Source organism: Candidatus Dormiibacterota bacterium (assembly GCA_036495095.1).
GTDB lineage: Bacteria > Chloroflexota > Dormibacteria > Aeolococcales > Aeolococcaceae > CF-96.
The window spans coordinates 46,047-71,068 of sequence record DASXNK010000194.1; the positions used below are offsets into that span (position 1 = coordinate 46,047).

22 protein-coding genes are annotated in these 25,022 nt (G+C 73.7%); 3 read left to right on the forward strand and 19 right to left on the reverse strand.

Annotation, left to right across the window (positions count from 1 at the left end):
- Nucleotides 1–114: 114 nt before the first annotated feature.
- Nucleotides 115–1,407, forward strand: a complete 1,293-nt coding sequence (locus VGL20_19365; protein HEY2705847.1) for a DEAD/DEAH box helicase — start codon at nucleotides 115–117, stop codon at nucleotides 1,405–1,407.
- Here VGL20_19365 and VGL20_19370 read toward each other — a convergent pair.
- From VGL20_19370 to dapA, 3 genes are read right to left on the reverse strand one after another with little or no spacing between them, the layout of a single operon-like run.
- Nucleotides 1,394–3,082, reverse strand: coding sequence for a ribonuclease J (locus VGL20_19370; protein ID HEY2705848.1), 1,689 nt, complete (start codon nucleotides 3,080–3,082; stop codon nucleotides 1,394–1,396). The genes VGL20_19365 and VGL20_19370 overlap by 14 nt on opposite strands.
- The gene (locus VGL20_19375) at nucleotides 3,082–3,792 is read right to left on the reverse strand and encodes a uracil-DNA glycosylase (GenBank protein HEY2705849.1); all 711 of its coding nucleotides are present in this window, start codon (nucleotides 3,790–3,792) and stop codon (nucleotides 3,082–3,084) included. The genes VGL20_19370 and VGL20_19375 overlap by 1 nt, the downstream gene beginning before the upstream one ends.
- The gene (gene dapA, locus VGL20_19380; protein HEY2705850.1) at nucleotides 3,789–4,721 is read right to left on the reverse strand and encodes a 4-hydroxy-tetrahydrodipicolinate synthase; all 933 of its coding nucleotides are present in this window, start codon (nucleotides 4,719–4,721) and stop codon (nucleotides 3,789–3,791) included. Before dapA ends, VGL20_19375 begins: the two co-directional genes overlap by 4 nt.
- Nucleotides 4,722–4,891: 170 nt before the next feature.
- Between dapA and VGL20_19385 the strand changes: the two genes are divergently transcribed.
- Complete coding sequence (locus VGL20_19385) at nucleotides 4,892–5,413, forward strand: hypothetical protein (GenBank protein ID HEY2705851.1); 522 nt, start codon at nucleotides 4,892–4,894, stop codon at nucleotides 5,411–5,413.
- Nucleotides 5,414–5,487: 74 nt separating this feature from the next.
- On the forward strand, nucleotides 5,488–5,832 hold the full coding sequence (locus tag VGL20_19390) for a hypothetical protein (protein HEY2705852.1): 345 nt from the start codon (nucleotides 5,488–5,490) through the stop codon (nucleotides 5,830–5,832).
- 13 nt (nucleotides 5,833–5,845) lie between these two features.
- Here VGL20_19390 and VGL20_19395 read toward each other — a convergent pair whose 3' ends face one another.
- From VGL20_19395 to secD, 16 genes are all read right to left on the reverse strand, one after another.
- Nucleotides 5,846–6,871, reverse strand: a complete 1,026-nt coding sequence (locus tag VGL20_19395; GenBank protein HEY2705853.1) for an aspartate-semialdehyde dehydrogenase — start codon at nucleotides 6,869–6,871, stop codon at nucleotides 5,846–5,848.
- A complete protein-coding gene (dapB, locus tag VGL20_19400; protein HEY2705854.1) occupies nucleotides 6,871–7,641 on the reverse strand; it encodes a 4-hydroxy-tetrahydrodipicolinate reductase in 771 nt (256 codons plus the stop codon). The genes VGL20_19395 and dapB overlap by 1 nt, the downstream gene beginning before the upstream one ends.
- 50 nt (nucleotides 7,642–7,691) lie before the next feature.
- A complete protein-coding gene (gene pnp, locus VGL20_19405; GenBank protein ID HEY2705855.1) occupies nucleotides 7,692–9,809 on the reverse strand; it encodes a polyribonucleotide nucleotidyltransferase in 2,118 nt (705 codons plus the stop codon).
- 331 nt (nucleotides 9,810–10,140) lie between these two features.
- On the reverse strand, nucleotides 10,141–10,407 hold the full coding sequence (rpsO, locus tag VGL20_19410; protein HEY2705856.1) for a 30S ribosomal protein S15: 267 nt from the start codon (nucleotides 10,405–10,407) through the stop codon (nucleotides 10,141–10,143).
- A 146-nt stretch (nucleotides 10,408–10,553) separates the two neighbouring features.
- A complete protein-coding gene (locus VGL20_19415) occupies nucleotides 10,554–11,471 on the reverse strand; it encodes a diacylglycerol kinase family protein (GenBank protein HEY2705857.1) in 918 nt (305 codons plus the stop codon).
- Nucleotides 11,468–12,616 (reverse strand): (Fe-S)-binding protein, encoded by a 1,149-nt coding sequence (locus VGL20_19420; protein ID HEY2705858.1) that lies wholly within the window; start codon nucleotides 12,614–12,616, stop codon nucleotides 11,468–11,470. Before VGL20_19420 ends, VGL20_19415 begins: the two co-directional genes overlap by 4 nt.
- 49 nt (nucleotides 12,617–12,665) lie before the next feature.
- Nucleotides 12,666–14,096 (reverse strand): FAD-binding oxidoreductase, encoded by a 1,431-nt coding sequence (locus tag VGL20_19425; GenBank protein ID HEY2705859.1) that lies wholly within the window; start codon nucleotides 14,094–14,096, stop codon nucleotides 12,666–12,668.
- Entirely contained in the window at nucleotides 14,093–15,388 is a 1,296-nt protein-coding gene (locus VGL20_19430) for an FAD-dependent oxidoreductase (protein ID HEY2705860.1), read from the reverse strand. Before VGL20_19430 ends, VGL20_19425 begins: the two co-directional genes overlap by 4 nt.
- Nucleotides 15,389–15,446: 58 nt before the next feature.
- Nucleotides 15,447–16,397, reverse strand: a complete 951-nt coding sequence (locus VGL20_19435) for a bifunctional riboflavin kinase/FAD synthetase (protein ID HEY2705861.1) — start codon at nucleotides 16,395–16,397, stop codon at nucleotides 15,447–15,449.
- Nucleotide 16,398: 1 nt separating this feature from the next.
- Entirely contained in the window at nucleotides 16,399–17,340 is a 942-nt protein-coding gene (truB, locus tag VGL20_19440) for a tRNA pseudouridine(55) synthase TruB (protein ID HEY2705862.1), read from the reverse strand.
- Complete coding sequence (gene rbfA, locus VGL20_19445) at nucleotides 17,337–18,800, reverse strand: 30S ribosome-binding factor RbfA (GenBank protein HEY2705863.1); 1,464 nt, start codon at nucleotides 18,798–18,800, stop codon at nucleotides 17,337–17,339. The genes truB and rbfA overlap by 4 nt, the downstream gene beginning before the upstream one ends.
- Nucleotides 18,797–20,572: a translation initiation factor IF-2 gene (gene infB / locus VGL20_19450; GenBank protein HEY2705864.1), complete on the reverse strand. Its 1,776-nt coding sequence runs from the start codon at nucleotides 20,570–20,572 to the stop codon at nucleotides 18,797–18,799. The genes rbfA and infB overlap by 4 nt, the downstream gene beginning before the upstream one ends.
- On the reverse strand, nucleotides 20,569–20,886 hold the full coding sequence (locus tag VGL20_19455) for a YlxR family protein (protein ID HEY2705865.1): 318 nt from the start codon (nucleotides 20,884–20,886) through the stop codon (nucleotides 20,569–20,571). Before VGL20_19455 ends, infB begins: the two co-directional genes overlap by 4 nt.
- Nucleotides 20,883–21,842 carry a transcription termination/antitermination protein NusA gene (locus VGL20_19460; protein HEY2705866.1) on the reverse strand — a complete coding sequence of 320 codons (960 nt, stop codon included), beginning with the start codon at nucleotides 21,840–21,842 and terminating at the stop codon, nucleotides 20,883–20,885. Before VGL20_19460 ends, VGL20_19455 begins: the two co-directional genes overlap by 4 nt.
- A gap of 16 nt (nucleotides 21,843–21,858) precedes the next feature.
- Nucleotides 21,859–22,326: a ribosome maturation factor RimP gene (gene rimP / locus VGL20_19465; GenBank protein ID HEY2705867.1), complete on the reverse strand. Its 468-nt coding sequence runs from the start codon at nucleotides 22,324–22,326 to the stop codon at nucleotides 21,859–21,861.
- 190 nt (nucleotides 22,327–22,516) lie between these two features.
- Nucleotides 22,517–24,961, reverse strand: coding sequence for a protein translocase subunit SecD (secD, locus tag VGL20_19470; GenBank protein HEY2705868.1), 2,445 nt, complete (start codon nucleotides 24,959–24,961; stop codon nucleotides 22,517–22,519).
- Nucleotides 24,962–25,022: the final 61 nt, after the last annotated feature.

Sequence of the window (25,022 nt, forward strand, 5' to 3'; positions counted from 1 at the left end):
CCAACTTGGTGAGATCCCTCTCCCCGCCCTCCTTCCGCGGCGGTGTCCTCAAGTCAGCGGCATCACGCATCCCGAGGGGGAGCCCGGGCTCCACGGAGCCCCAGAAAGGATCCCATGGCCACCTTTGCCGATCTCGGCGTGCGCTCGCGCACCGCCGACGCCCTGAGCCGCGGTGCGATCAACGAGCCGCTGCCGGTGCAACGCGACGCCATCCCCCCGCTGCTGGCCCGCCGCGACGTCGTCGTCGAGGCTCCCACCGGCTCGGGGAAGACGCTCGCGTTCCTCGTCCCCATGGTCGAGCGGCTGTCCGGTCACCGCTCCGGCGGCGCCCGCGCCCTCGTCGTCGTCCCCACCCGTGAGCTCGCCAGCCAGGTGGCCTCGGTGCTCCGCACCGTCGACCCGGCGCTGCGGGTCGCGCTCGTCGTCGGAGGCGTCGGCTACGGCGGGCAGCTCTCGCTGCTCCGCAACTCGCCCGACGTCATCGTCGGCTGCCCGGGGCGGCTGCTCGACCTCGCCGCCCGCGGCGCCGCCCGGCTCGACCGGATCGAGTACCTGGTGCTCGACGAGGCCGACGAGATGCTCGACCAGGGCTTCGCCCCCGACGTCGAGCGGATCATGGCGATGACCCCGCAGAACCAGCCCGGCCGCATCCTCCGCCAGACCGTCCTCGCCTCGGCGACGATGCCCGCCTGGGTGCGCACCATGATCGACCGCCACCTGGTCGACCCGGTGCGCCTCGCGGTGTCGACCGAGCAGGTGCCCCTGCTCGAGCAGGGGCTGCTGCGGGTGCGCCGCGACCAGCGGGTCGCCACCCTCTCCGCGCTGCTGCGCCAGTTCGACGGCTCCGCGCTCGTCTTCCACCGCACCAAGCACGGCGCCAAGCGGCTGGCCTCCGATCTGCACCGGCTCGGCCACCGCGCCGACGAGCTCCAGGGCAACCTCTCCCAGAACGCCAGGGACCGCGCCATCGCCGGCTTCCGCGCCCGCAGCACCGACGTGCTCGTGGCCACCAACGTGGCCGCGCGCGGGCTCGACATCGACCACGTCTCGCTGGTGGTGAACTACGAGCTGCCCGACAGCCCGCAGTGGCTGACCCACCGGGCCGGGCGCACCGCCCGCAACGGCGCCGAGGGCACCGCGGTCACCTTCCTCTCCGACGACGACATGGAGCAGTGGAGCAAGCTGCGACGCCTCGGCGGCCCCGCGCTGCGCTGGGCGGACGGTGACGCGCTGCTCGGCGAGGGTGAGCTGCGGCTGCTGGAGACGCCGCCCCCCGGTGAGCCCAACGGCCGCCCGGCACCCCGGCGTCCCGTCCCGCTGCGCGGCTACGGCCGCGGCCGCGGCGCCGGCAACGGCGCCGGACGCCCCCGGGCCGCGGAGGGACGGCGCGCGCCTAGACCTCGGTGATCACCGGGAGGATCATCGGCCGGCGACGGGTGCGGCGGTAGAGGAAGCGGGCCAGTCCCTCGTGGATCGCCGACTGCCACACCGACCACTCGGAGTCGGGGCGCAGCTTCGACACCAGCTGGAGGATGTGGGCGCGCGCCTCGTCGAAGAGCGACTCGGTCGAGGACTCGTCGACGAAGCCGCGTGACACCAGGTCGGGGCCGCCCACCACCATCCCGGTGGAGCGCTCGACGGTGAGCACCACGATGAGCACGCCGTCCTGGGCGAGGGCGCGGCGGTCGCGCAGCACCACGTCGCCGGCCTCCTCGATCTCCAGACCGTCGACGTACACGTAGCCCGCGGGGGCGCGCAGGGTGGTGCGGCGGATTCCCGCGGCGTCGATCTCGATGATGGTGCCGTTGTCGATCGGCAGCACCCGCTCGGCGGGGATGCCCACCGCCCGGGCGAGCTCGGAGTGGATCGCGAGGTGGCGGTACTCGCCGTGCACCGGCACGAAGTAGCGCGGCCGCACCAGGGTCATCAGCAGCTTGAGCTCCTCGCGGCTGGCGTGGCCCGAGGCGTGCACCCGGTGACGTGACGAGTGGAAGACGCGGCTGCCCTGCCGGTAGAGGTTGTTGATGGTGCGATGCACCAGCTCCTCGTTGCCGGGGATGGGGTTGGCGCTGATGATGACGGTGTCGCCGCGCTGCAGCTGGACGATCGGGTGCTCGCCGGCGGCGATCCGGGTGAGCGCCGACAGCGGCTCGCCCTGGGCGCCGGTGCAGACGATCAGCACCCGGTCGGCACTCAGCCCGTCGAGCTGGCGGGGCCAGAGCAGCGACCCCGGCGCCACCTTGAGGAACCCCAGCTCCTGCGCGGTCGCGACGTTGTTGAGCATCGACCGTCCCACCACGAGCGAGCGGCGGTTGTGCTCCTCGGCGCAGTCGAAGGCCTGCTGCAGCCGCGAGATGTTGGAGGCGAAGGTGGCCATCAGGATGCGCCCGGGCGAGGTCGCGAAGATCGGCGACAGCCCCTCCCCCACCTGGCGCTCGCTCGGCGTTGTGCCCTCGGACTCGGCGTTGGTGCTGTCGCTGAGCAGCAGCAGCACGCCCTCGTCGCCGATCCTGGCGAGCCGGGCGAGGTCGGGCGGCTCGCCGTTGATCGGGGTGTGGTCGAGCTTGAAGTCGCCACTGTGCACGATGGTGCCGAGCGCGGTGCGGATCGCCAGCGCGCAGGCGTCGGGGATGCTGTGGGTGGTGTGGATCCACTCCACCGCGATGCCGCCCAGCTCGACGGTGTCGCCGGCGCGCACCACCTGGGTCTCGGTGGAGTCGAGCAGCCCGTGCTCCTTCAGCTTGGAGCGCAGGAACCCGAGGGTGAGGCTGGTGCCGTAGACCGGCACCGGCAGCCGCGGCAGGATGTACGGAAGCCCGCCGATGTGGTCCTCGTGCCCATGGGTGAGCACGATGCCGCGGACCCGCTGGGCGCGCTCGAGCAGCCAGGAGATGTCGGGGATCACCAGGTCGATGCCGAGCATCTCCTGCTCCGGGAACATCAGCCCGCCGTCCACGACCACGATGTCGTCGTTGCACTCGATCGCCATCAGGTTGCGGCCGATCTCGCCGAGGCCGCCCAGGGGCACGAGCGACAGCCGCCCCCCTCCCACCGCCGGTGGGGCGTGCAGGACGTCGGTCATCAGAAGAGGGTGAGCTGCTCGTCGGCGGCGCGGACCGCGACGGCGCGCGCGGCCTCCTCCGCCAGCTCACGCTGCCGGCGCTCCCGCTCCGCCCGGGCCTCGTCGAGGTAGCCGCGCACCTTCTGCATGTCCTCCTCCAGGGTGCGCAGCAGCGAGGCGTTGTAGAGCGCGGCCGCGGGATGGAGGAGGGGCACGTAGAGACGGTCGCCGCGGCGCACCCGCTGTCCGTGGATGCGGCTGATGCCGGGCATGCCCGGGAGCAGACGTCCCACGGCGTGACGGCCCAGCAGCAGGATGACGTCGGGGCGGATCAGTGCCACCTGGTCGTCGAGGAAGTGCGCGCACGAGCTCACCTCGGCGGGCTCGGGGTCGCGGTTGCCCGGCGGGCGGCACTTCAGGACGTTGCCGATGTAGATGTCCTGGCGGTCCAGCCCGATCGACTGGAGCAGCCGGGTGAGCAGCTGGCCGGCGGCGCCGACGAAGGGCCGGCCGGTGCGGTCCTCCTTCTCGCCCGGAGCCTCGCCGACGGCCATGATCCGCGCCGTCACCGGCCCGTCGCCGGGCACCGCGCGGGTGCGGGTGGCGTGAAGCGGGCAGGCGGTGCAGGACTCGATGGAGCGGTGGAGCGCGAGCAGCGCCTCGGCGCCGGCGGCGCCGGCCCCGGGCACGGCCGGGACGGTGCTGCCGAAGGGGATGTGCCCGAGGCTCACGCGCTGCGGACCGCGCGAGGGGGGGCTGCGGCATGGCCGGGGGCGAGCCCGACGAGGTCGCCGCAGGCGTCGAGCAGGGCGCCGAGGGTGGCGCGCCGGACCGGGTCGAGGGGCACCAGCGGCAGCCGCACGCCGCCCACGTCGACGCCGAGGTGCTGGAGCGCCGCCTTGACCGGGATCGGGTTCGAGGTCACGAACAGGCCGTGGAAGAGCGGCAGCAGCCGCACGTGCAGCCCGGCGGCGGCGGCGGTGTCGCCGGCCACCTGGGCCTCGATCATCCGGCGCACCGCGGCCCCGCAGACGTGGGACACGACGCTCACCACGCCGAAGGCGCCGACACTCATGAAGGGCAGGATGAGGCCGTCGTCGCCGCTCCAGACCCGGAAGCCCGGCGGCGCGCCGGCGACGATCTGCGCCACCTGGTCGGCGTCGCCCGCCGCCTCCTTGGTGCCGCAGATGTGGGGATGCCGGGCGAGGGTCAGCGTCGTCTCGACGGTGAGGTTCACGCCGGTGCGCCCGGGGATGTTGTAGAGGATGACCGGAAGGCCGACGTCCGCGACCGCCTCGAAGTGGGCCACCAGCCCCTCCTGGGGCGGCTTGTTGTAGTACGGCGCCACCACCAGCGCGGCGTCCGCCCCCGCGTCCTTCGCCTCCAGGGTGGCGAGCTCGGTCGCGGCGGTGCTGTTCGAGCCCGTCCCCATCACCACGGCGTGGTCGGGGATGGCCCGGCGCACCGCCCCGAGCAGGCCGAGGCGCTCGGGGTGGGTGAGGGTGGGCGACTCCCCGGTGGTGCCGTTCACCACCACCCCGTCGCTGCCGGAGGCGACGAGCGCGCGGGCGAGGCGCGCCGCCACGTCGAGGTCGACGGCGCCGGCGGCATCGAAGGGCGTCACCATGGCGGTGAGCAACCGGCCCAGGCTCGCCTGCATGGGGCCAGATTGTACGTGCCGGTCACCGGGGGACGAGCAGAGGATGAGACTGATCCCGTCGCCGCGGCAGCCTGACGGGCGGCGGGCGCCGGCGCCGCCGCCGCGCAGGGAAGCCCCCGCTCGGCCGTTGATCACGAAGAGGGCGGTGACGCCCAGGAGGGGGACGACGCATGGTCACGCCGACGGTGGAGGGGCTCCGGGCCCGTTCCGCCGAGCTCGTCGCCGGGCTCCGCGCCCGGATCCGCCGGTCGAGCTGGGGTGAGCGCGCCCTGGTGGGCGGCTCCGCGGCGGTGCTCTTCGCGCTGCTCTTCCTCCCCTGGCTCACCACCAGTTGCGACGCCGACTGCAACGGCTTCGGCCTCGACGCGAGGACCATCGACGGGGTCCACGGCTGGGGACTGCTGACCATGCTCGGGCTGCTGGCCGTGGTCGGCCTCTGGGCGGTGCGCTGCTATCCCGACCGGGTGAGGCTGCCGGCGCTGCCGCTGCGCGATCCCCAGGTCTACATGGTCGCCGGTGCCCTGGAGCTGGTCGGGGTGGTGCTCTTCTGGTTCGAGTTCCATGCCAGCGTGGCCTCCTTCGTCAGCGTCGGGGTGCGGCCCACGCTGGGCTGGTTCCTCGCCCTCGCCGGGGCCACCGCCACCCTGCTGGGCGGCTGGCTGCTGCAGTCGGAGCGACTCTCCCCGGGTTGACATCAACCCGCGTAGGAAGCCGGCGCCCCCGCGCGTCATAGGGCCGGCCATCCACCTCTGGGGAGAGGAACCACATGAACGACCCGCGAACCGTCCGCGGCGCGCGCCCTGCGCCCGCCGGTCACGCCACCCTCACCGGCCACCGGTCGCCCTGGCGACCCGCGCCGCCGGCCGAGACCATCCCGTCCGCGGCCGACGCGCCGCCGCTGCCCTTCGTGCAGGCGCGCATCCGCGCCGGCCGCGAGGCCTCCGACCAGGGTCACGCGATCGGGCAGTGGGCGCCGGGCACCGTCTATCCGGGGGGCGAGCAGGACTGGTGGGCGACCTGCCAGCGCTGCGCCTGCCTGATCTGGGTGGTGTGCCGCAGCGACCGGATGGCGACCGTGCAGCACGTGCCGGGCCGCTGCCGGCCGGGCTGATCTGAGGAGTGCCTTACGCCCCGCGGGAGGCGAGCAGCTCGCCGACCTGGACCGCGTTGGTGGCGGCGCCCTTGCGCAGGTTGTCGACGCTGAGGAAGAGGGCGAGCGCACCCGGCCGGCCGATGTCGGCGCGGATCCGGCCGACGAGCACGTCGTCCTGGCCGGCGGCGTCCCGTGGGGTGGGATAGCGCTGCTGGGCGGGGTCGTCGACGACCCGCACCCCGGCGGCGCCGGCGAGCAGCTCGCGGGCGGCGTCGGGGCGCACCGGCTCGGCGAACTCCGCCCAGACCGCGGCGCTGTGGCCGGTGGCGACGGGGACCCGCACGGTGGTGACGCTCACCGGCAGCTCGGCGAGGCCGAGCACCCGGCGGGTCTCGGCGATCACCTTCAGCTCCTCGTCGGTGTCGTCCCCATGCATCGTCCAGCCGCCGGGGACCACGTTGCCGTGGAGTACGTGGGGGTACACGGCGTGGGAGGGGGCCTCGCCGGCGGCGTCGGCCCGCGCCTGCTCGTGCAGCTCGCCGGCGAGGGCGCGGCCGCCACCGCTGGCCGCCTGGTAGGTGGCCACGGTGATGCGCAGCAGCCCGAAGGCCCGGTGCAGCGGCGCCAGCGCCACCGTCAGCGGGATGGCGACGCAGTTGGGGTTGGCGACGATGCCGTGGTGGCCGTCGAGCTCGACGGCGTTGACCTCGGGCACCACCAGCGGGACGTCCGGGTCCATCCGGTAGGCGCTCGACTTGTCGATGGCGACGCCGCCGTTGCGGGCGACCACCGGGGCGTAGCGGCGCGCCGTCCCCGAGCCGGCGGCGAAGAAGACGACGTCCAGGCCCTCGATGGCCTCGTCGCTCACCTCGACGACCTCGAGGTCGCGGCCGCCGAAGCGCACCGTGGTCCCGGCACTGCGGGCGCTGGCCATGCAGCGCAGCTCGGCGAGCGGGAAGCCCCGCTCCTCCAGGATGCGCAGCACCGTGCTCCCGGCGGCGCCGGTGGCGCCGACCAGCCCAACCCGGGGCGCTCCGCGATCTCCGTTCCGGCTCATCAGGTCTCCGATGATGCCATGGCCCGGGTGACCGTGGCCGCGGGGGGCAGGCCGAGCACCTCCTCGAGGCTGGTGGAGAAACGCTCGGTCGCGGTGACCGCCCGGGCGGCGGCGAGCACCCCCGGGGCGAAGGCGGCGCGCGAGGTGGTGCGGTGCTCGAGGGTCAGGGTCTGGCCGGGGGCGCCGAAGATCACCGACTGGTCGGCGATCGGCCCCTGGAGCCGCAGGCTGTGGACGCCGGCGCCGCCGAGGCTGCCCCCGCGGGTGCCCGGCAGCGTCTCGGTGCGGGGCTCGGTGTGCTCGAAGGGACGCCCCCCGCGGGCGGCGAGCAGTCGCTCGGCGGTGCGCAGGGCGGTGCCGCTGGGCGCGTCGAGCTTGCCGGGATGGTGGCTCTCGATGATCTCGCAACTCTCGAAGTGGCCGGCGCAGACCTCGGCGAGCCACATCATCAGCGCGGCGCCGAGGGCGAAGTTGGGGATCACGCAGCCGCCGAGGCCGGCGGCGGCGCAGCGGTCGCGCAGCTCCTCGACGGCGGCGTCGCCGAGCCCGGTGGTGCCGACCACCGGACGCACCCCGTGGTCCACCGCGGTGAGCGCGTTGCCGAGCGCCGCGGTGGGGACGGAGAAGTCGACCAGCACCTGCGCCCCAGCTCCGGCGAGGGCGGCGGCGAGGTCGTCGCCGACGTCGACCGCCGCCGCGCACTCGAAACCGGGATCGGCCTCGAGCGCGGCGACGATCTCGCGACCCACCCGTCCCCGCGCGCCGCTCACGGCGACGCGCAGGGGGGGCGCCGGGGGGGAGTCCCCCCCCGACAGACCGGTCACGCCGGGCTTGCCGTCCCGGCGCCGGCGGCCTGCGCCTGCTTGCCCGCCAGCTCGCTGATCGCCAGCTTGCGGGAGAGGTTGACGCGGCCCTTGTCGTCGATCTCGATGACCTTGACCATGATCTCGTCACCGATGTTGACCACGTCCTCGACCTTGTTGACGCGGTGGTCGGCGAGCTGGGAGATGTGGACCAGCCCGTCCTTCTTCGGCAGGATCTCGACGAAGGCGCCGAAGTTCATGATCCGGACCACCTTGCCCTTGTAGATCTTGCCCACCTCCACGTCCTCGGTGAGGTCGCGGATCATGGCGATCGCCTGCTGCATCGCGGCGCCGTCGTTCGAGGCGATCGACACCCGGCCGTCGTCCTCGACGTCGATCTGGACGCCGGTCTCCTCGACGATCCGGCGGATGGTCTTGCCACCCGGGCCGATGACGTCGCGGATCTTGTCGGGGTTGATCTGGATGGTCTCGATGCGTGGCGCCCACATCGACATCTCCTCCCGCGGCGCGGGCAGGGTCTCGGTCATCTTGCCGAGGATGTGCAGCCGGCCCACCCGGGCCTGCTCCAGCGCCTGCTCCATCAGCTCCCAGCGGAGCCCCTTGATCTTCATGTCCATCTGCAGGGCGGTGATGCCCGTCTCGGTGCCGGCGACCTTGAAGTCCATGTCGCCGAGGGCGTCCTCCATCCCCTGGATGTCGCTGAGGATGGCCGCCCTGTCACTGTTCTCGTCGGTGATCAGCCCCATGGCGATGCCCGCCACCGGCGCCTTCAGCGGCACCCCGGCGTCCATCAGCGCCATCGTCGAGCCGCACACCGAGGCCATCGAGGTGGAGCCGTTGCTGCTCAGGATCTCGCTGACGATGCGGACCACGTACGGGAAGTCCTCGTCGGAGGGCATCACGTTGTGCACCGCGCGCTCGGCGAGCGCGCCGTGACCGATCTCCCGCCGGCCCGCGGAGCGCAGCGGGCGCGCCTCCCCGACCGAGTAGGGCGGGAAGTTGTAGTGGTGCATGAAGCGCTTGAACTCCTCGAGACCGAGGCCGTCCAGCTTCTGCTGATCCTGGCCGGAACCGAGGGTGACGACGCTCAGCGCCTGGGTCTGGCCGCGGGTGAAGAGGGCGCTGCCGTGGGTGCGGGGAAGCAGACCGACCTGCGACCAGATGTGCCGGATCTCGTCGGTGCGGCGGCCGTCAGGACGGATGCCCTCGTCGAGGATGGCGGCGCGCACGGCGCGCTTGACCTCGCCCTCGAACGCCTTCTTGATCTCGGCCTCGCGATCGACGAAGCGCGGCGCCAGCTGCTCGACGGTCTGCTTCTTGAGCTCGTCGAGGGCCCGCTCCCGGGCCGCCTTGTCGGCGTTGCGGGCGGCCTCGCCGATGCTGCCGGCGATCGCCTCGGCCACCGCGGCCTTGACCTCGGGGTCGACCGCGTTGGAGGGATAGGTCATCGGCGCCTTGCCGACCTTCGCCTTGATCTCGTTCTGGAAGGCGACCAGGCGGCGGATCTCGTCGTGGGCGAGGTGGAGCGCCTGGAGCATGACCGCCTCGGGCACCTGCATGGCCCCCGCCTCGACCATGCCGATGGCGTCGTCGGTGCCGGCCACGATCAGGTCGAGGTCGGACTCCTGGAGTTCCTGCAGGGTGGGATTCAGCACCAGCCGGCCGTCGATGAGGCCGACCCGGACGCAGCCCACCGGGCCCGCGTGGGGGACGTCGCTGATCGCCAGGGCGAGCGATGCGCCGGTGACAGCGAGCGTGACCGGGTCGTTCTCCTGGTCGGCGCTGACCACGGTGGCGACCACCTGGACGTCGTTGCGGAAGTCCTTGGGGAAGAGCGGCCGCAGCGGCCGGTCCATCAGCCGGCAGGCGAGCGTCGCCGCCTCGGTGGGACGGCCCTCACGGCGGGGGAAGCTGCCGGGGATGCGACCCGCGGCGTAGAGCTTCTCCTCGTAGTCGCAGGTGAGCGGGAAGAAGTCGATGCCCTCTCGGGGCTGGTGCGCGCCCACCGCGGTGACCAGCACCATGGTGTCGCCGGAGCGGATGAGCACGGCGCCGCTGGCCTGCTCTGCGATGTGGCCGGTCTCGACGGTGAGCTTTCGGCCGGTGTAGTCCATTTCGAATTTCTGGTAGGGCATGGGAACCTCGGATGTCGGGTGATGATCCCGGTCCGGGTATCTCCGCCACGGGCACCTGCGCCACCGAGGGTGAGGTGTTGGGGATGAGAGAGCGACGGTGCGGTCGCGCCGTTGGGCAGCGGTCCGTTGCCGATCTCCGATCGCCAACGTCTCACCGCGTCGGCCGCGCAGCGCGTCCTGTGAAGGGACACCCGCGACCGGGTGGGACGTGGACGGTGTGGGTTACAAAGTGTTGTAGTGGTGATGCCCACGCATCAGCGGGGCGAAACGCCCTCCCCGAGGAGGGCGGCGGCCATTGAGCGCTGGCAGCTCAGCGGCGCAGTCCCAGGCGGGCGATGATGGCACGGTAGCGCGACACATCGGTCCGGGTCAGGTAGTCGAGCATCCGCCGGCGGCGTCCGACCAGCTTCAGCAGACCGCGCCGGGAGGCGTGATCCTGCGGGTGCTCGCGCAGATGCTCGGTGAGCATCCTGATGCGCTCGCTGAGGATCGCGATCTGCACCTCCGCCGAGCCGGTGTCGGTCTCGTGCTGGCGGTGCTCGGCGATGATCTCGGACTTCTCGCGGATGTCGGGCACTGGGTTCTCCTGGGGCCCTGGAGCGGGCAGTCACCGTGCGGAGGGCCGTTCGCCGCGCATCGCTGGACGCGTCACCACGGCGGGGGCTCCCCGCAGGTCGTGAGGGAGTGTACAGGAAGGCGGGGGTCGGCACCCGGCGCCGGGCCTCAGCCGGGGGCGCAGAGGCGGACCGCCCCGGGCAGGATCTCCAGCGTGGCCGGCGCCGGGCCCACCTCCTCCCCCTCCATCTCGAAGCAGAGCGGCGGCTGCTCGAGGGGGGTCACCCGCACCCTGCGGCCGTGGAGGAGGCGGATGCCGGGCTGCCCGATGTGGGTCCCCGCGTAGATGCGGCGGATCCCGGTGAGCGAGCGCAGCCGGGGCAGGTCGCCGAAGAGCACCACGTCGAAGAGACCGTCGGCGGGATCCGCGCCCGGGGCGACGCACATGCCGCCGCCGAAGTAGCGGCCGTTGGCGATCACCACGTTCTGGTAGCGGCCCTCCTCGGCGACGCCGTCGATCTCCACCCGCGCCGCCCTCGGCCGGTAGCTGAGCAGCGAGGCCAGCGAGTGCCAGAGGAACGTCGCCGTGCCCCCGGCCCGCTTGCTGCTGCGGTTGACCCGGCCGACCACCTCGCCGCCGATGCCGCAGTCGGCGATGTTGATGAAATGCCGGGGCGCGGCGCCGTCGAGGGTGATCCGGCCCACGTCGACGGGCCGGCTGGCGCCGGCGGCGAGCACCGCGGCGGCGCCGGCCGCGCTCGCGGGGATCCCGGCGGTGCGGCGGAAGTCGCCGCCGGTGCCGCTGGGGAGCAGCCCGAGCACCGCCAGCGGGGCGATCGCGCTCCCGTCGGCGTCGAGGAACCCGTTGACCACCTCGTTCAGGGTGCCGTCGCCGCCCACCGCCACCACCCGCTCGCAGCCCTCGCGCAGCGCCGCGCGGGTCAGCTCGGTGGCCTCCCGCGGGGCGGTGGTGAGACGCTCCTCGACCTCCACCCCGGCGGCGGCGAGCACCCGGCGCGTCTCCGGCCAGCTCCGGCCGGTGCGCCCGGCGCAGCTCGCGGGGTTGACGACGGCGACGGTGGTCACCGCGGCGCCTCCGCCGTGCCGAGGTGGGCGGCAACCGCCTCGGCCAGCTCGAGCACCGGCACCGTCGCCGCCCCCTCGAGCCGGGCGGCGCAGCGCGCACAACCGGTGACCACCGCGCTGGCGCCGGCCGCGGCCGCGGCGGCGACCTCGGCGGCGAGGCGGTCGCGGTACCCGCCCGCGATCGTCGGGTGGGTGAGTGGCAGCCCGCCGCCGCCTCCGGAGCAGGCGGTGGTGGCGCCCCGGCCGCGCAGCTCGACGACCTCGAGCCCGAGGCCGCTCAGCACGGCCCGCGGCGGGGCGGTGCAGTCGAGGTGGCGGGCGAGGAAGCAGGGGTCGTGGTAGGCGACCCGGCCGGTGGCCCCGGCGGGGCGGCCGGCGAGCGCCGCGCCGAGAACGGCGGCGAGCGGCTCGACGGTCAGGCCGGCGCCGAGCTGCGCCGCCCGGGTCGCCAGCAGGTGGGCGCACGACGGCGACTGCACCGCCACCCGGCGCGCCCCGGTGGCGGCGACGGCGGCGCACAGCCGCTCCAGCATCGCGGTGAGCGCCCCGGTGTCGCCGAAGCTGCGCGCCGGCGCGCCGCAGCAGCGGTGCTCGTCGAGCACGGTGAAGGCGACGCCGAGGGCGTGGAGCGCCCGCCCCGCGGCCAGCGCCGCCGCCGGACGCAGGCCGAGGGCCCCGCAGCCGGGGAGCAGCAGCATCCCGGCACCGGGGGTGGCGAGGCGGCGGAGCCCGGCGAGCGTCCCCGCCGGGTCGGTCCAGGCCGGCGTGCCCGTCTCGGCGGCGGGAACCCGGCCGGCGGCGGCCTCGGCCACCGCGCGCAGCCCCACCGGCGGGGTGGCCCCGGCGGCGAAGACGGCGGCACGCACCGCCCAGCTCAGCTCCGGGGTCTCCACCCCGTCCACCCGGCAGGGTGGCGTGCAGGCGCCGCAGGTGGCGCAGGCGAACGCGGCCTCGGCGGTGGCCGGCGCGGCGAATCCGCCGGGGGTGCGCAGCGCCGCGAGCACGCTGCGGGCGTGGCCCCAGGGCTGGTGGCGCTCGTTGGCGGTCACCGCCAGGGTGGGGCAGGCACTGCGGCACATCTTCGGACAGGCGGCGCAGCGCCCGGCGGCGATCGCCTGCGCCTCCGGCAGGGGGAGGGCGGTCATCGCGCCGGCGATGAGCGGCCGGGGGGAGTCCCCCACGACAGGCCCGCGCTCACAGCCCCCACTTCCCCGGGTTGGCGACCCCGCCGGGGTCGAGCGCCAGCTTCAGCCGGCGGAGCACCTCGAGCCCGCCCTCCCCCAGCTCCGCGGCCATGTGGGGAGCCCGGGCGAGGCCGGCGCCGTGATGGTGGCCGATGCTCGCCCCGGTCTCGGCGGCGGCCGCCATCACCTCCTCCCAGAGCCGCTCGTGGAGGGGGACCGCCGCCTCCTCCTCGGCGGCGACGCCGGCGAAGCTGAAGTACAGGCAGGCCCCGTCGGGGTAGCCGTGGCTGAGGTGGCAGAGCACGATCAGCCGTCCCCCCAGCCGACGGCGCACCGCCTCGTGGAGGGCCACCAGCCGCGACCAGGGAGCGGCGAGCTCGACGGTGTCGATCACCGCGCCGGGCAGGGGCAGGTAGCGCGCCTGGGCGAAGCCGATGTCGTCGCGGCGCGCGTACCAGGCGGCGACCGCGCCGGGGTCGCAGGCACGGGCGCCGTGGGCGGCGCAGATCGCGGCGAGCTCGGCGGCCTCGGCCCCGGCGACCCCGGCGCGGCCCTCGCAGGAGGTGAGCAGGAGCGCATCATCGTCCAGCCCCTCCCCCGCCCCCGCACCCACCCCCAGCTCGGCGGCCTGGAGGGCGGTGTCGGCGGGGTCGTAGAGGCGGAGCAGCGAGGGCCGCAGCCCGGCCTGGAGGAGCTCGCGCACCGCCGCCACCCCGGCCGCGAAGGTGGCGAACACGGCGGCGTGGTCGACCCGCCGCTCCGGCAGCGGACGGAGCCGGAGGGTCACCTCGACCACCACTCCGAAGCCGCCCTCGCTGCCCAGGAACAGGCGGCGCAGATCGGGACCGGCGCCGCTCGCGGGCTGGGCGCGGAGGGAGACGGCGGTGCCGTCGGGGAGCACCGCCTCGAGGCCGGCGACGAGGTCGTCGATGCGCCCGTAGCGGGTGCTCAGCTGCCCCGCCGAACGGGTGGCCACGAAGCCGCCGACGGTGGACAGCGCCAGCGAGGAGGGGTGGTGGCCGGTGGTGCGGCCACGCTCGCGGCAGGCGTCCTCGAGGCGGCTGCCGAGCACCCCGGGCTCGACCACGACCCAGCCGCTCTCCAGATCCCAGTCGAGGATGCGGTCGAGCCGCTTGAGGTCGAGCACCACCCCGCCCCGGACCGGGACCGCGGCGCCGCACACCCCGGTGCCGGCGCCGAAGGGCGTGAAGGGCACCCCGGCACGGTGGCAGGTGGCGCAGACGGCTGCGACCTGTTCGCGGTCGGCGGGCCAGACCACTGCGTCGGGGCCGGGCAGGGGGTGGCCGCCGCGCTCGGCGATCAGCGCCCGCGGCCAGAGGTCGTGGGCGACGGCGTCGCGGTCGGCGGGCTCGGTGCTGAGCCCGCGGTCGCCGACGGCCTCGCGGAGCTCGTCGAGAAACCCCGCAGGCAGAGCGCTCACGCCGCCGCGACGCCGCGCAGGCGCGCCGCGGCCCGGCCGGCGCGCGCCCCCGTCCAGGCGGCGACGCCGAGGCCGCCGCCGCGCAGGGTGGTGTCGAGGCCACCGAGCAGAGCCCCGCAGGCGAGGAGGTTGTCGAGCACCGGGGCGCCGAAGCCGTCGACGGGGCGGCCCTCGGCGTCGGTGCGCACCCCGGCGGCGAGAAACGGCTGGGGCGTGAAGCGGGTTCGCTCGACCAGGTCGCGCGGGCTCTGCGCCTCGAGGGCGAGACCGCCGGCGAAGAGGGGCAGCCCGAGCAGCGGCTCGCGCGGCCGGGGCTCGCCGGTCAGCCCTCCACCGAGGAACTTCCCGGTGGCGAGGATCAGCACCTGGCAGCTCAGGGTGTCGCCGTCGGCGGCCACGACCGCGGTGACCCGGCGCCCGCCGCGGTGCACCCCCGTCACCGTGCCGGTGATCACCTCCACCCCGGCGCGGCGGGCCATCGCCTCGGCGGCGCGGGCGAGCCGCCATCCCGGCGCCGACGGCGGCGGGCTGAGCAGCTCGGCGACCCGCACCCCGGCGGCCGCCTCGACCCGGGCGCGGACCCCGTCGGCGTCCTCGAGGCCGAGCACGGCGGGGAGCAGCGCCAGCTCCACGTCGCCGTCGCCGAGCCCGGCGCGGAGTGCCGCGCCCAGCGCCTCGGCCCCGCCCGGGCCCTCGACGGCGCGGGCGACGGTGGCGTCGTCGAGGTCTCCGGCGAGGCTCTCGTCGATGCCCGGAAGCTCCGGGTCGAGGGTGACGGCGCGGGCGGAGACGGCGTCGCCGAGGCGCTCGGCGATGGCCGCCGCGACCGCCGGGGCGTCGACGCGCAGCAGCCCGCGGATGCCGGCGACCGCGACCCGCCCGCCGCCGTCGAGGTCGCCTGCGCCAATGGTCTCGAGCACCACCCCCGCCCGGCGCAGCTGGCCGGTCACCGCGGCGAGCAGGGCCGGCCGGTCCAGGCCCACCCGCAGCCGGAGGCCGGCCCCGCCGAGCTCGGCGGCGAGGCGGCGGGCCTCGGCCTCGAGCTCGAACCGCGGGGGCGGCGCGGCGCCGCCGGCGACGTAGGGGTGGTCGGGCGCGTCGCGGGCGAGGCGGCCGAGCCAGCCTCCGGGGTCGGCGGCCTCGGCCGGAGGGACGAGGTCGAGGGCACCGGAGGAGACCGCAGTCGCAGCCGGGCCGCGCCGGACCAGGACGACCTGGAGCCCGGCACGGGCGGCGGTCACCGCCGCCCAGGCGCCCGCGAGTCCCCCGCCGACAACGACGACCTCCGGCATGTCGCGGATGCTACCGGGCGCCGGCCCTCGGGCGGCCGCTCCGGCTGGGTGTGATCCGCTACCCGAGCTCGGCGGGCGCGCTCCCCGGACGCAGCCGCAGCCGGGTCTCCACCACATCCCGCCGCATCTGCTCGCTCAGCGCCTCCGGCGTGGCATAGCGGACGTCGTCCCGCAGCCGCGACATGAACGCCACCCGCACCGGCTGGTGGTAGATGTCGCCGGAGAAGTCGAGCAGGTGGGGCTCGACGGTCAGCTTCGTCCCCCCGAAGGTGGGGCGGTAGCCGACGTAGGTCGCCGCCGCGTGCCACTCCCCGCGCACCCTCACCCAGGTGGCGTAGATGCCCCGCGGCGGCAGGCACTTGCCCGGGGTGATCGCCAGGTTGGCGGTCGGAAAGCCGAGCCCGGTGCCGATCCTCTCGCCGTGCTCGACCCGGGAGTCGACGAAGTAGGGGTGTCCGAGCACGCGGTTGGCGCTGTCGAGGTCGCCGTGGGAGAGGGCGGCGCGCACCAGCGAGCTGGAGAACACCTCTCCCCCCTCGCGCTCGGCGTCGACCACGTCGACGTCGAAGCCCCGGGTGGCGCCCCAGGAGCGCAGGAAGGGGATGTCGCCGCTGCGGCGGTGGCCGAGGGCGAAGTCGTGGCCCACCACCATTCGGCGCAGGTTGAAGCCCTGGCTGAGCCGCTCCAGGAACTGCTCGGCGGTCCAGCGGCTGAGCTCGTGGGTGAACTCGAGCACCACCAGCCGGTCGAGCCCGGCGGCGGTGAGCAGGTCGGCCTTCTCGTCGAGGGTGGTCAGCCGCGGCGGGCAGTGATCGGGGTCGAGCACGCAGCGCGGATGGGGGTCGAAGGTGACCAGCACCGACTCGCCGCCGTGCTCGGGAGCGGCGGACACCATCCGGTCGACGATGCGGCGGTGACCCCGGTGAACCCCGTCGAAGTTGCCGATGGTGACGAACGCGAGCGGGTCGCCCTCGCCGGCGCCGTCGGGCAGCCCGAACTCGGTCCTCACCTCAGCACCCGGCCAGCACCTTGGTGGGGCGGTAGAGATTGCCGGTGAGCTCGCCGACGGCGAGCAGCTCGCCGAGCGCGCTGTGGGCGCGGCAGGCCCCGCGGGGACGCGGATCGGGCAGCTTCGGCACCCACACCGACTGCCCGCGCTGCACCTGGAGCGCCTGGGCGGGGCCGAGGTCGAGCCGGGGGAGGAAGGCGACGGCGAGGTCGAGCGGGCGGAGTGCGGCGGCGGGGTCGTCCATCGCCTCCAGCTCCGCGACGGTGATCGAGTCGGCGACGGTCATCGGGCCGTAGGCGGTGCGCTCGAGCCAGGCGAGCAGCCCGCCGGTTCCGAGGGCGTCGCCCACGTCGGAGGCGAGCACGCGCATGTAGGTGCCCTTGCCGCAGAGAACGTCGACCTCGGCCTCGGCGACCTCGCCGGGGCGGAACTCGAGCAGCCGTGCCTCGAGGATCGTGACCGGGCGCGGCTGCCGCTCCACCTCCACCCCCTGGCGGGCGAGCTCGTAGAGGTGGCGCCCGTCGTGGCGCACCGCCGAGTGCATCGGCGGCACCTGCTCGATGTCGCCGACGAAGCGCGCCAGCGCCGCACGCACCGCGTCGGCGTCGACCGCGCTCGCATCGCCGGTGCGGGTGACCTCGCCCTCGAGGTCCATGGTGGTGCTGCGCTCGCCGAGGCGGAGCACGCAGTGATAGCGCTTGGGCTGCTGGTGCAGGTAGTCGACCAGCCGGGTGGCCTGGCCGACACAGATCGGGAGCAGCCCGGTGGCGGCAGGATCGAGCGTCCCGGCGTGCCCCACGCGGCGCTCGCCGAGGATGCGGCGCACGTCGCGCACCGCCTGGAACGAGGTCACCCCCCGCGCCTTGTTGAGCGGCACGATGCCGTGATGGCGCGCGGGTGGGCGCCCCCGCCGGGTGGGGGCCGCCGTGACCGTCTCGTTCACGGCGCGCTCAGCAGCTCGCGAGCGAGCTGCAGCACCCGCTCCTGGGCGGCCGCCAGCGGCAGCTGCAGCTCCGCGCCGGCGGCGCGGCGGTGGCCGCCACCCCCGAAGGGGGTGCAGAGGTCGGTGGCGTCGGCGTCGCCGCGGGAGCGCACGCTGATCTTGGTCAGCTCGGGCTGGAGCTCCTTGAAGAGCACCGCCAGGGTCATCGTGCTCACCGACTGGAGGACGTCGATGACGCCGTCGGTCTCCTGCCAGGTGCCGCCGGCCTCCGCCAGCATGTCCCGGGTCACCTCGGTCCAGACCAGCCGGCCGTCGAGCTCGCTGTGCATGCGGGCGACCGCGAGCGCCTCGAGGCGCAGGGTGCTCACGGCGCGGGACTTGTAGCTCTTCAGCGCGATCCACGCCGGATCGGCGCCGAGCTGCACCAGGTCGGCGCCGAGACGCAGCGCCGCCTCGGTGGTGTTCTCGTGACGGAAGCCGCCGGTGTCGGTGAGCAGCGCCGCGTAGAGGTTGGTCGCCGCCTCCGGCGGGATCGGCAGGTCGAGCTCGCGCAGCAGCCGGAAGACCACCTGGCCGGTGGCGCTGGCGTCGGCCTGGACCAGGTTCACCGAGCCGTAGGCGGTGTTGCTCACGTGGTGGTCGATGTTCACCACCGGGTGGGCGCCGGATTCGAGCAGGCTGCGCTTCTCGCCGAAACGGCCGGTGGTGGCGCAGTCGAAGGTGAAGATGGCATCGATCTGCTGCGGCTCCTGCTCCAGGGTCTCGAACCCGGGCAGGTAGTCGAGGGTGAACGGCACCGGGTCGGGGACCACGGTGTGGGGCTCCTTGCCGATCGCACGCAGCGCCGCGGCGAAGGCGAGGGCGGAGCCGAGGCTGTCGGCGTCGGCGTCCTTGTGGGCCATGCAGACGATGTGGTGACTGCTGTCGATGATCCTGCGGACGTCGCCGGCGACGTCGGACAGCGAGGGCCATGTGACAGCGGTGGTGGCCGTCATGCCGGTGTCTCCTGAGGGGTGCGGCGGCCGCGCGACGGCCGGCGGGGTGGGGGGGGCGGGCGGGCTGTGGGGGGTGTCGTCGAGCCCGCGCAGCATCGCGCTGACCCGCACCGCGTAGGCGATGGAGTCGTCGAGCACGAAGTGCAGCCGCGGGATGTTCTTGAGGTTCTCGAGCCGGTCGCCGAGGGTCGAGCGCAGGAAGCCCTCGGCGTGGCGCAACCCGGCCATCACCGCCTCGCGCTCGGCGTCGGTGCCGATCGCGCTGACCTTGACGGTGGCGCTGCGCAGGTCGCGCGAGGGGCGCACCTCGGTGACCGAGGCCATCCGGATGCGCGGATCCTTCATCTCCGTGAGCATGAGCATCGACAGCTCCTCACGGAGCTGCTTGGCGACGCGCAGCATCCGCTGCGGCCCACCGCCGCCGCGGCCGGCCGGGGCGGTGGCGTCTCCCGGTCTCCAGGTCACAGGTTCTGCTGCTCGACCACGTACGCCTCGAGGATGTCCCTCTCCTGGAAGTCGGAGAAGTCCTCGAGCGTGATGCCGCACTCGTAGCCCTGGGCCACCTCGCGCACGTCGTCGCGGAAGCGCCGCAGCTGGGCCATGCGTCCCTTGGCCACCTCCCTGCCGTCGCGCAGCACCCGGACGATGGCGTTGCGGGTGATCCTGCCCTCGGTGACGTAGGAGCCGGCGATCGAGGCGCGGCCGTCGACGGTGAAGACCTTGCGGACCTCGGCGCGGCCCTGGAGGACCTCGACGAAGGTTGGCTCGTAGAGACCCCGGATCGCCTTCACGATGTCGTCGGTCACCTGGTAGATGACGTCGTAGTAGCGCACGTCGACGCCCTGCGACTCCGCCGCCGCGCGGGCGGCCACGTCGGGCTTGACGTTGAAGCCGATCACGATCGAGTCGCTCACCGCGGCGAGGTTCACGTCGGACTCGCCGACCTCACCGACGCTGTCGGCGACGATCTTGATGCGGACGGTCGGGTCCGAGATCTGGAGGATCTGCCCCTTCAGCGCCTCGAGCGAGCCGTTCGCCTCCGCCTTGATGATCAGGTTGAGGGTCTTGAGACCGCCCTCGTTGATCTGGCTGGCGAGGTCCGCGAGGGTGATCCGGCGCACCGGCTGGGCCCTCTGCTTGTCCGCCTGGAAGCCACGCTGCTCGGCGAGGTTCCTCGCCGCGCGCTCGGTGTCCATCACCTGGAAGATCTCGCCGGCGACGACCACATCGGAGAGGCCGGTGACCACCACGGGAAGGCTCGGTCCCGCCTCCTTGACCCGCTTGCCGGTGTCGTCGATGAGTGCGCGGACCTTGCCGAAGACCGAGCCGGCGACGATGTTGTCGCCGATCCGCAGGGTGCCGTTCTGCACCAGCGCGGTGGCGATCGGGCCGCGGCCGCGCTCGAGGTGGGCGTCGATCACCGTGCCCACCGCCGGACCGTTCGGGTTGGCCTTGGGATCCTCGATCTCGGTGAGCAGCAGGATCATCTCGAGCAGGTCGTCGATGCCCTGGCCGGTGCGCGCGCTGGTGCGCACCACCGGGGTGGTGCCGCCGTACTCCTCGGGGATCAGGTCGCGCTCGGCGAGCTGCTGGAGCACCCGCTCCGGGTTGGCGTTGTCGCGGTCGATCTTGTTGAGGGCGATCAGGATCGGCACCCCGGCGGTGCGGACGTGCTGGATCGCCTCCTCGGTCTGGGGCATGACGCCGTCGTCGGCGGCGACCACGAGGACGGCGACGTCGGTGACGTCGGCCCCTCGGGCGCGCATCGCGGTGAAGGCGGCATGGCCCGGGGTGTCGATGAAGGTGATCTTCCGGCCGTTCTTCTCGATCTGATACGCGCCGATGCGCTGGGTGATCCCGCCCGCCTCACCTGCGGCCACCTTGGTCTGGCGGATGGCGTCGAGCAGCGACGTCTTGCCGTGGTCGACATGGCCCAGCACGGCGACGACCGGCGGGCGCGGGACCAGCGACGCGGGGTCCGCCTTCGAGAGGTCGAGGAGGGGATGGCGCACCCGGCGCCCCTCGGCCGGGGCTGCAGCCGGGGCCGCATCCTCGTTCTCCGCCTCGAACCCGAAGTGGTCGGCGGCCAGGGCCATGGTGTCGAAGTCCAGGGCCTGGTTGACGTTCGCCATCACCCCGTTGCCCATCAGGTACTTGATGAGCTGGGGGCCGGAGACCGAGAGACGGTCGGACAGCTCCTTCACCGTGAGCGTCGCGGGCAGGGTCAGCTTCTTCACCGTGGCGATGTCAGTACCTCCTGAGTGACCGTGTCCAGGCCGCCGGCGAGGCTGTCCCAGTCGATGCGGTCGGATGTTGTGCGCAGGGCGCGGACGAGCGCATGACGGCGCCTCGCCTGCGCCAGACAGGTTGTACCCCGATCACGGCACAGGTATGCACCGCGGCCGTTCCGCTTCCCGGTCGGATCGAGGGCGGCCGGACCCTCGGCGGGGAGGACGATGCGCAGCAGCTCGCGCTTGGGCCGCACCGTGCGGCAGCCGATGCAGGTGCGCTCGGGGCGGCTGGGGGCGGCGGCGAGGGGAGCGTCACTCATGACTGCTCCAGGTCGTCGCTGCGGATGTCGATGCGCCAGCCGGTGAGCCGGGCGGCGAGCCGGGCGTTCTCTCCCGAGCGGCCGATGGCCAGGGAGAGCTGCCCGGCGGCGACGGTGATGTGGGCGGTGCGGGTGGTCTCGTCGAGCTCGACGGCGACCACCTCGGCGGGGGCGAGCGCCCGGGCGCAGAAGACCGCCGGGTCGGCCGACCAGCCCACGATGTGGAGCTGCTCGCCGGCCAGCTCGGCGACCACGGCGCGGTGGCGGACGCCGCGCGGCCCGATGCAGGCGCCCTCGGCGTCGAGGGTGCCGCCGGCCGCGTAGACGGCGACCTTGGTGCGCCGCCCCGGCTCGCGGGCGATGGCGCGGATGGCGATCTGCCCCGAGGCCATCTCCGGCACCTCCTGCTCGAGCAGGCGGCGGACCAGGTTGGGGTGGGAGCGCGAGACCACCACGGCGGCGTCACGGCCGCGGCGGCGGACGTCGACCACCACCACCTTCAGGTGGCGGTTGCGCTCCGGGATCTCGCCGGGGATCTGCTCCTCGATGGGCAGCAGCGCTGGGAAGCGGTCGTTGCGCAGCCACCAGGCGTCGCCGTCGGGGCGCTCGACGATGGTGTCGATCAGCTCGCCCCGCCGGGCCGACCCCTCGCGGAGCACACGGTCGCGCTCGGCCTCGCGCAGCCAGCCGCCGACGGCGCCGCGGACGGCGAGCGCCGCCTGGCGGGAGAAGTCGGGCCCGGGGTCGTCGACTCGCTCGCGGCCGCCGCTCCGGGTGGGCCGGAAGAGCTCGACGGCCCCGGAGCCGAGGTCGACGTGGGCGCGCACCTCCGCGTCGGTCGGGGCCACCCGGTGGTAGGCCTCGGTGACCGCGCGCTCCATCACCGCGAGCAGCTCGGCCTCGCCGACCTCGGCGGTGGAGCCCAGCTCGGCGAGGGCGGAACGCAGCTCGCTCACCACCGAATCGGCCACATCAGATCTCCACCGCGAGGCGGCCGGCGAGGAGGTCGGCGAAGGCCACGTGCACCGTGCCGGGATTGCGCTTCACCCGCACCTCGACGTCCATGCCGTCGTCGGAGACGGCGAGCAGGCGGCCCTCGACGACGGTGTCGGCGTCGCCGTTGCGGAAGCGCACGTTCACCCGCGAGCCCACCGCGCCGAGCCAGTGCTCGTGCTCGTGGAGCGGACGCTCGGCGCCCGGCGAGGAGACCTCGAGGGTGTATTTCGAGCTGATCGGGTCGTTCGCGTCGAGGACGGCGGCGACCGCGTGGGAGACGTGCGCGCAGTCGTCGAGGTTCACCCCGCCCGGCTTCTCGATCAGCAGGCGAAGCGTCGGGGGCGTGTGCTGACCGTCCCACTCGGCTCCGTACAGCTCGACGCCGCAGAGCGCCAGGGAGGGCAGGACCAGCTCGGTGATGCGCGCAAGCGCGTCGTTCGACACTTCAGGACGCTGTGGTGGAGCGGGTGGAGGCCCGTTCCGGGGGTTGGGTCGGGTGCTGCGGCACCCCGACACCGCCGGCGGCAGGAGCACGGTGGTGGGCAGCCCCTGAGTATAACGCGAACACCTGCTCGCCGCAGGAGCCCCTTTCCCGAGCGGGCGCGGGGGAGGCGTCGCCCTCTCCCGCGCGGCGTCAGGAAGCCGCCCGCTTCGCCTGCACCCGGCGCACGCCCGGGCCGGTGGTCTGCGACGGCCGCTCCCGGTCGATCGACTGCCAGGCGATCAGCAGGGTGCTGGCGTTGAAGATCGAGCTGAACGTCCCGGTCACGATGCCGATGAGCAGTGCGAGCACGAACCCGCGGATCGTCGAGCCGCCGAAGAGCACCAGCGCGAAGAGCACGAAGGCGACGGTGAGCGCGGTGTTCAGCGAGCGGGTCATGGTCTGCACCGTGGACAGGTTCACGATCTGGTCGAAGGTGAGCCGGGGGCCGCTGCGCAGGTTCTCGCGGATGCGGTCGAAGACCACGATGGTGTCGTGGATGGAGAACGAGACCGAGGTGAGGATGGCGGTGACGAAGAGGGTGTCGACCTCGGCGACGGTGCTGAAGTGCCCGAGGATCGCCCAGATGCCGGCGAGCACGAACACGTCGTGGAGCAGCTTGAACAGGGTGGCGACGCTGAACCGCCAGCGCGAGATCGTCTGGGTGCGGAAGCGGACCGCGAGGTAGACGGAGATCAGCACCGACGAGAGGACGACGAGCAGGATCGCCTTGCGCACCAGGTCGGTGGCGATGGTCGGGCCCACCGTCTGGGTCTGGACGATCGGGGCGCCCTTCGAGTCCTTGACGTAGCCGAAGTCCTTGCCCAGCTTGTCGACGATCAGCTGCTCCTGCTCGAGCGACGTCGGCAGGGTGCGGATCGAGAAGCGGTTGCCCGACTCCGACTGGATGCTGGGCTGCAGGGTGGAGGCCACGCTGGTCACCGACTTCTCCACCTGGGCCTGGGTGGCGGGGGTCGCCAGGGTGGCGTCGATGCGGTTGCCGCCGGCGAAGTCGAGGCCGAGGCGGAATCCCCAGAAGAGGATCGCCAGGATGCCGGGGACGATGATCACCAGCGAGCCGAGGAAGTACCAGTTCCGGGTCTTGACGATGTCGAAGCGGCCCTTCGGCGGCGACGCCTCGTACTCCTCGTGGATCTCGGTGTACAGCTTGGGATTGCGCGCCCGGCGCCAGCTGAGCACGCCGACGAAGAGCGACTGGGTGATGAGGATGGCGCTGAACATCGACACCGCCACGCCGAGCCCGAGGGTGAGCGCGAATCCCTTCACCACGTCGGTGCCGAAGATCCACAGCACCACGCAGGCGATCATCGTGGAGATGTTGCTGTCGCGGATCGCCGGCCAGGCGCGGCGGAAGCCCGCCTCGACGGCGAGAGGCGCGCTGCGCCCGTGGCGCAGCTCGTCACGTGTTCGTTCGAAGATGAGCACAATGGCGTCGACCGCCATGCCCACGCTGAGCACGAAGCCCGCCAGGCCGGCCAGGGTCACGGTGACCGGGATCAGCTTGTAGAGGGCGAGGACGATCGCCGCATAGCAGAGCAGGGCGACGCTGGCGAGCAGGCCGGGGAAGCGGTAGTACCCGACCATGAACAGCACCACGATCACCAGCCCCACGAGGCCGGCGATCAGGCTCTTGCGGACCGTGTCCTGGCCGAGGGTGGCGCTCACCTCGTTGGCCTGGACGGTGGCGATCTCGGCGGGGAGGGCGCCGGCGGTGATCGAGCTGGCCAGCCGGGTGGCTCCGTCGGCGGTGAAGTTGCCGGTGATCTCGGTGGTGTTGCTCGAGGGTGAGCGGACGCTGGGTGCGCTGATGATGGAGTCGTCCAGGAAGATCGCGATCCGGTTGGGCGGGGTGTCCTGGGTCGCCGCGAAGGCCTGGTTCGTGATCCGCGACCACTCGGCGGCGCCATGACCGTTGAAGGTGATGTCGACGGCGTACTGGTTCGACTGGGTGCTGAACCCCGCGTCGGCCTTGGAGACGTCGGTGGCGAGGATGTTGTCGTCGATCTTCCAGTGGTAGCCCGGCGGATACAGGCTGGTGTCCCCGAGCTGTTTGAGGTCGTAGTGCCGCTCCTGATCGCGGATGAACGCCGGATCGGCCGGGTTGGCCGGCCCCGGCACCGACGTGGCGAAATGGAGGCGCGCGGTGGTGCCGATGACCTCCTGCGCCTTGGCGAGGTCGACGCCGGGGATCTGGACCAGGATCTGGTCGCTGCCCTGCGCCTGCACGCTCGCCTCGGCGACACCGAGGCTGTTCACGCGCTGGCTGAGGACGGTGATGGTGGCGTTCTGCACGTCGCCGAGGTTGGCGCCCTTCGGCGGACCGTTCCGGCAGCTCGTCCCCGGCGGATCGTTGAACCCCTTGCAGATGGCGATGGTCAGCTCGGTGCCACCGCTGAGGTCCAGACCCTTGTGGATGAAGACGGGGAGGCCGCCGATGTGGGGGTCGCTGCTGAGCGTGGCGCCCAGCGGCTTGCGCTCCACGAGGAAGCGGTAGGTGTACCCATAGGTGTCGATGAACAGGGCGGCGAGGATGATGAACAGGACCCCGCCCATCATCCAGCGGTTGAGGCGGATCACGGCCGGGGAGTGTAGCGGAGGCCGGCGGGTCGAGGACTGCCGGCCCCGCGCCGGCATCGGC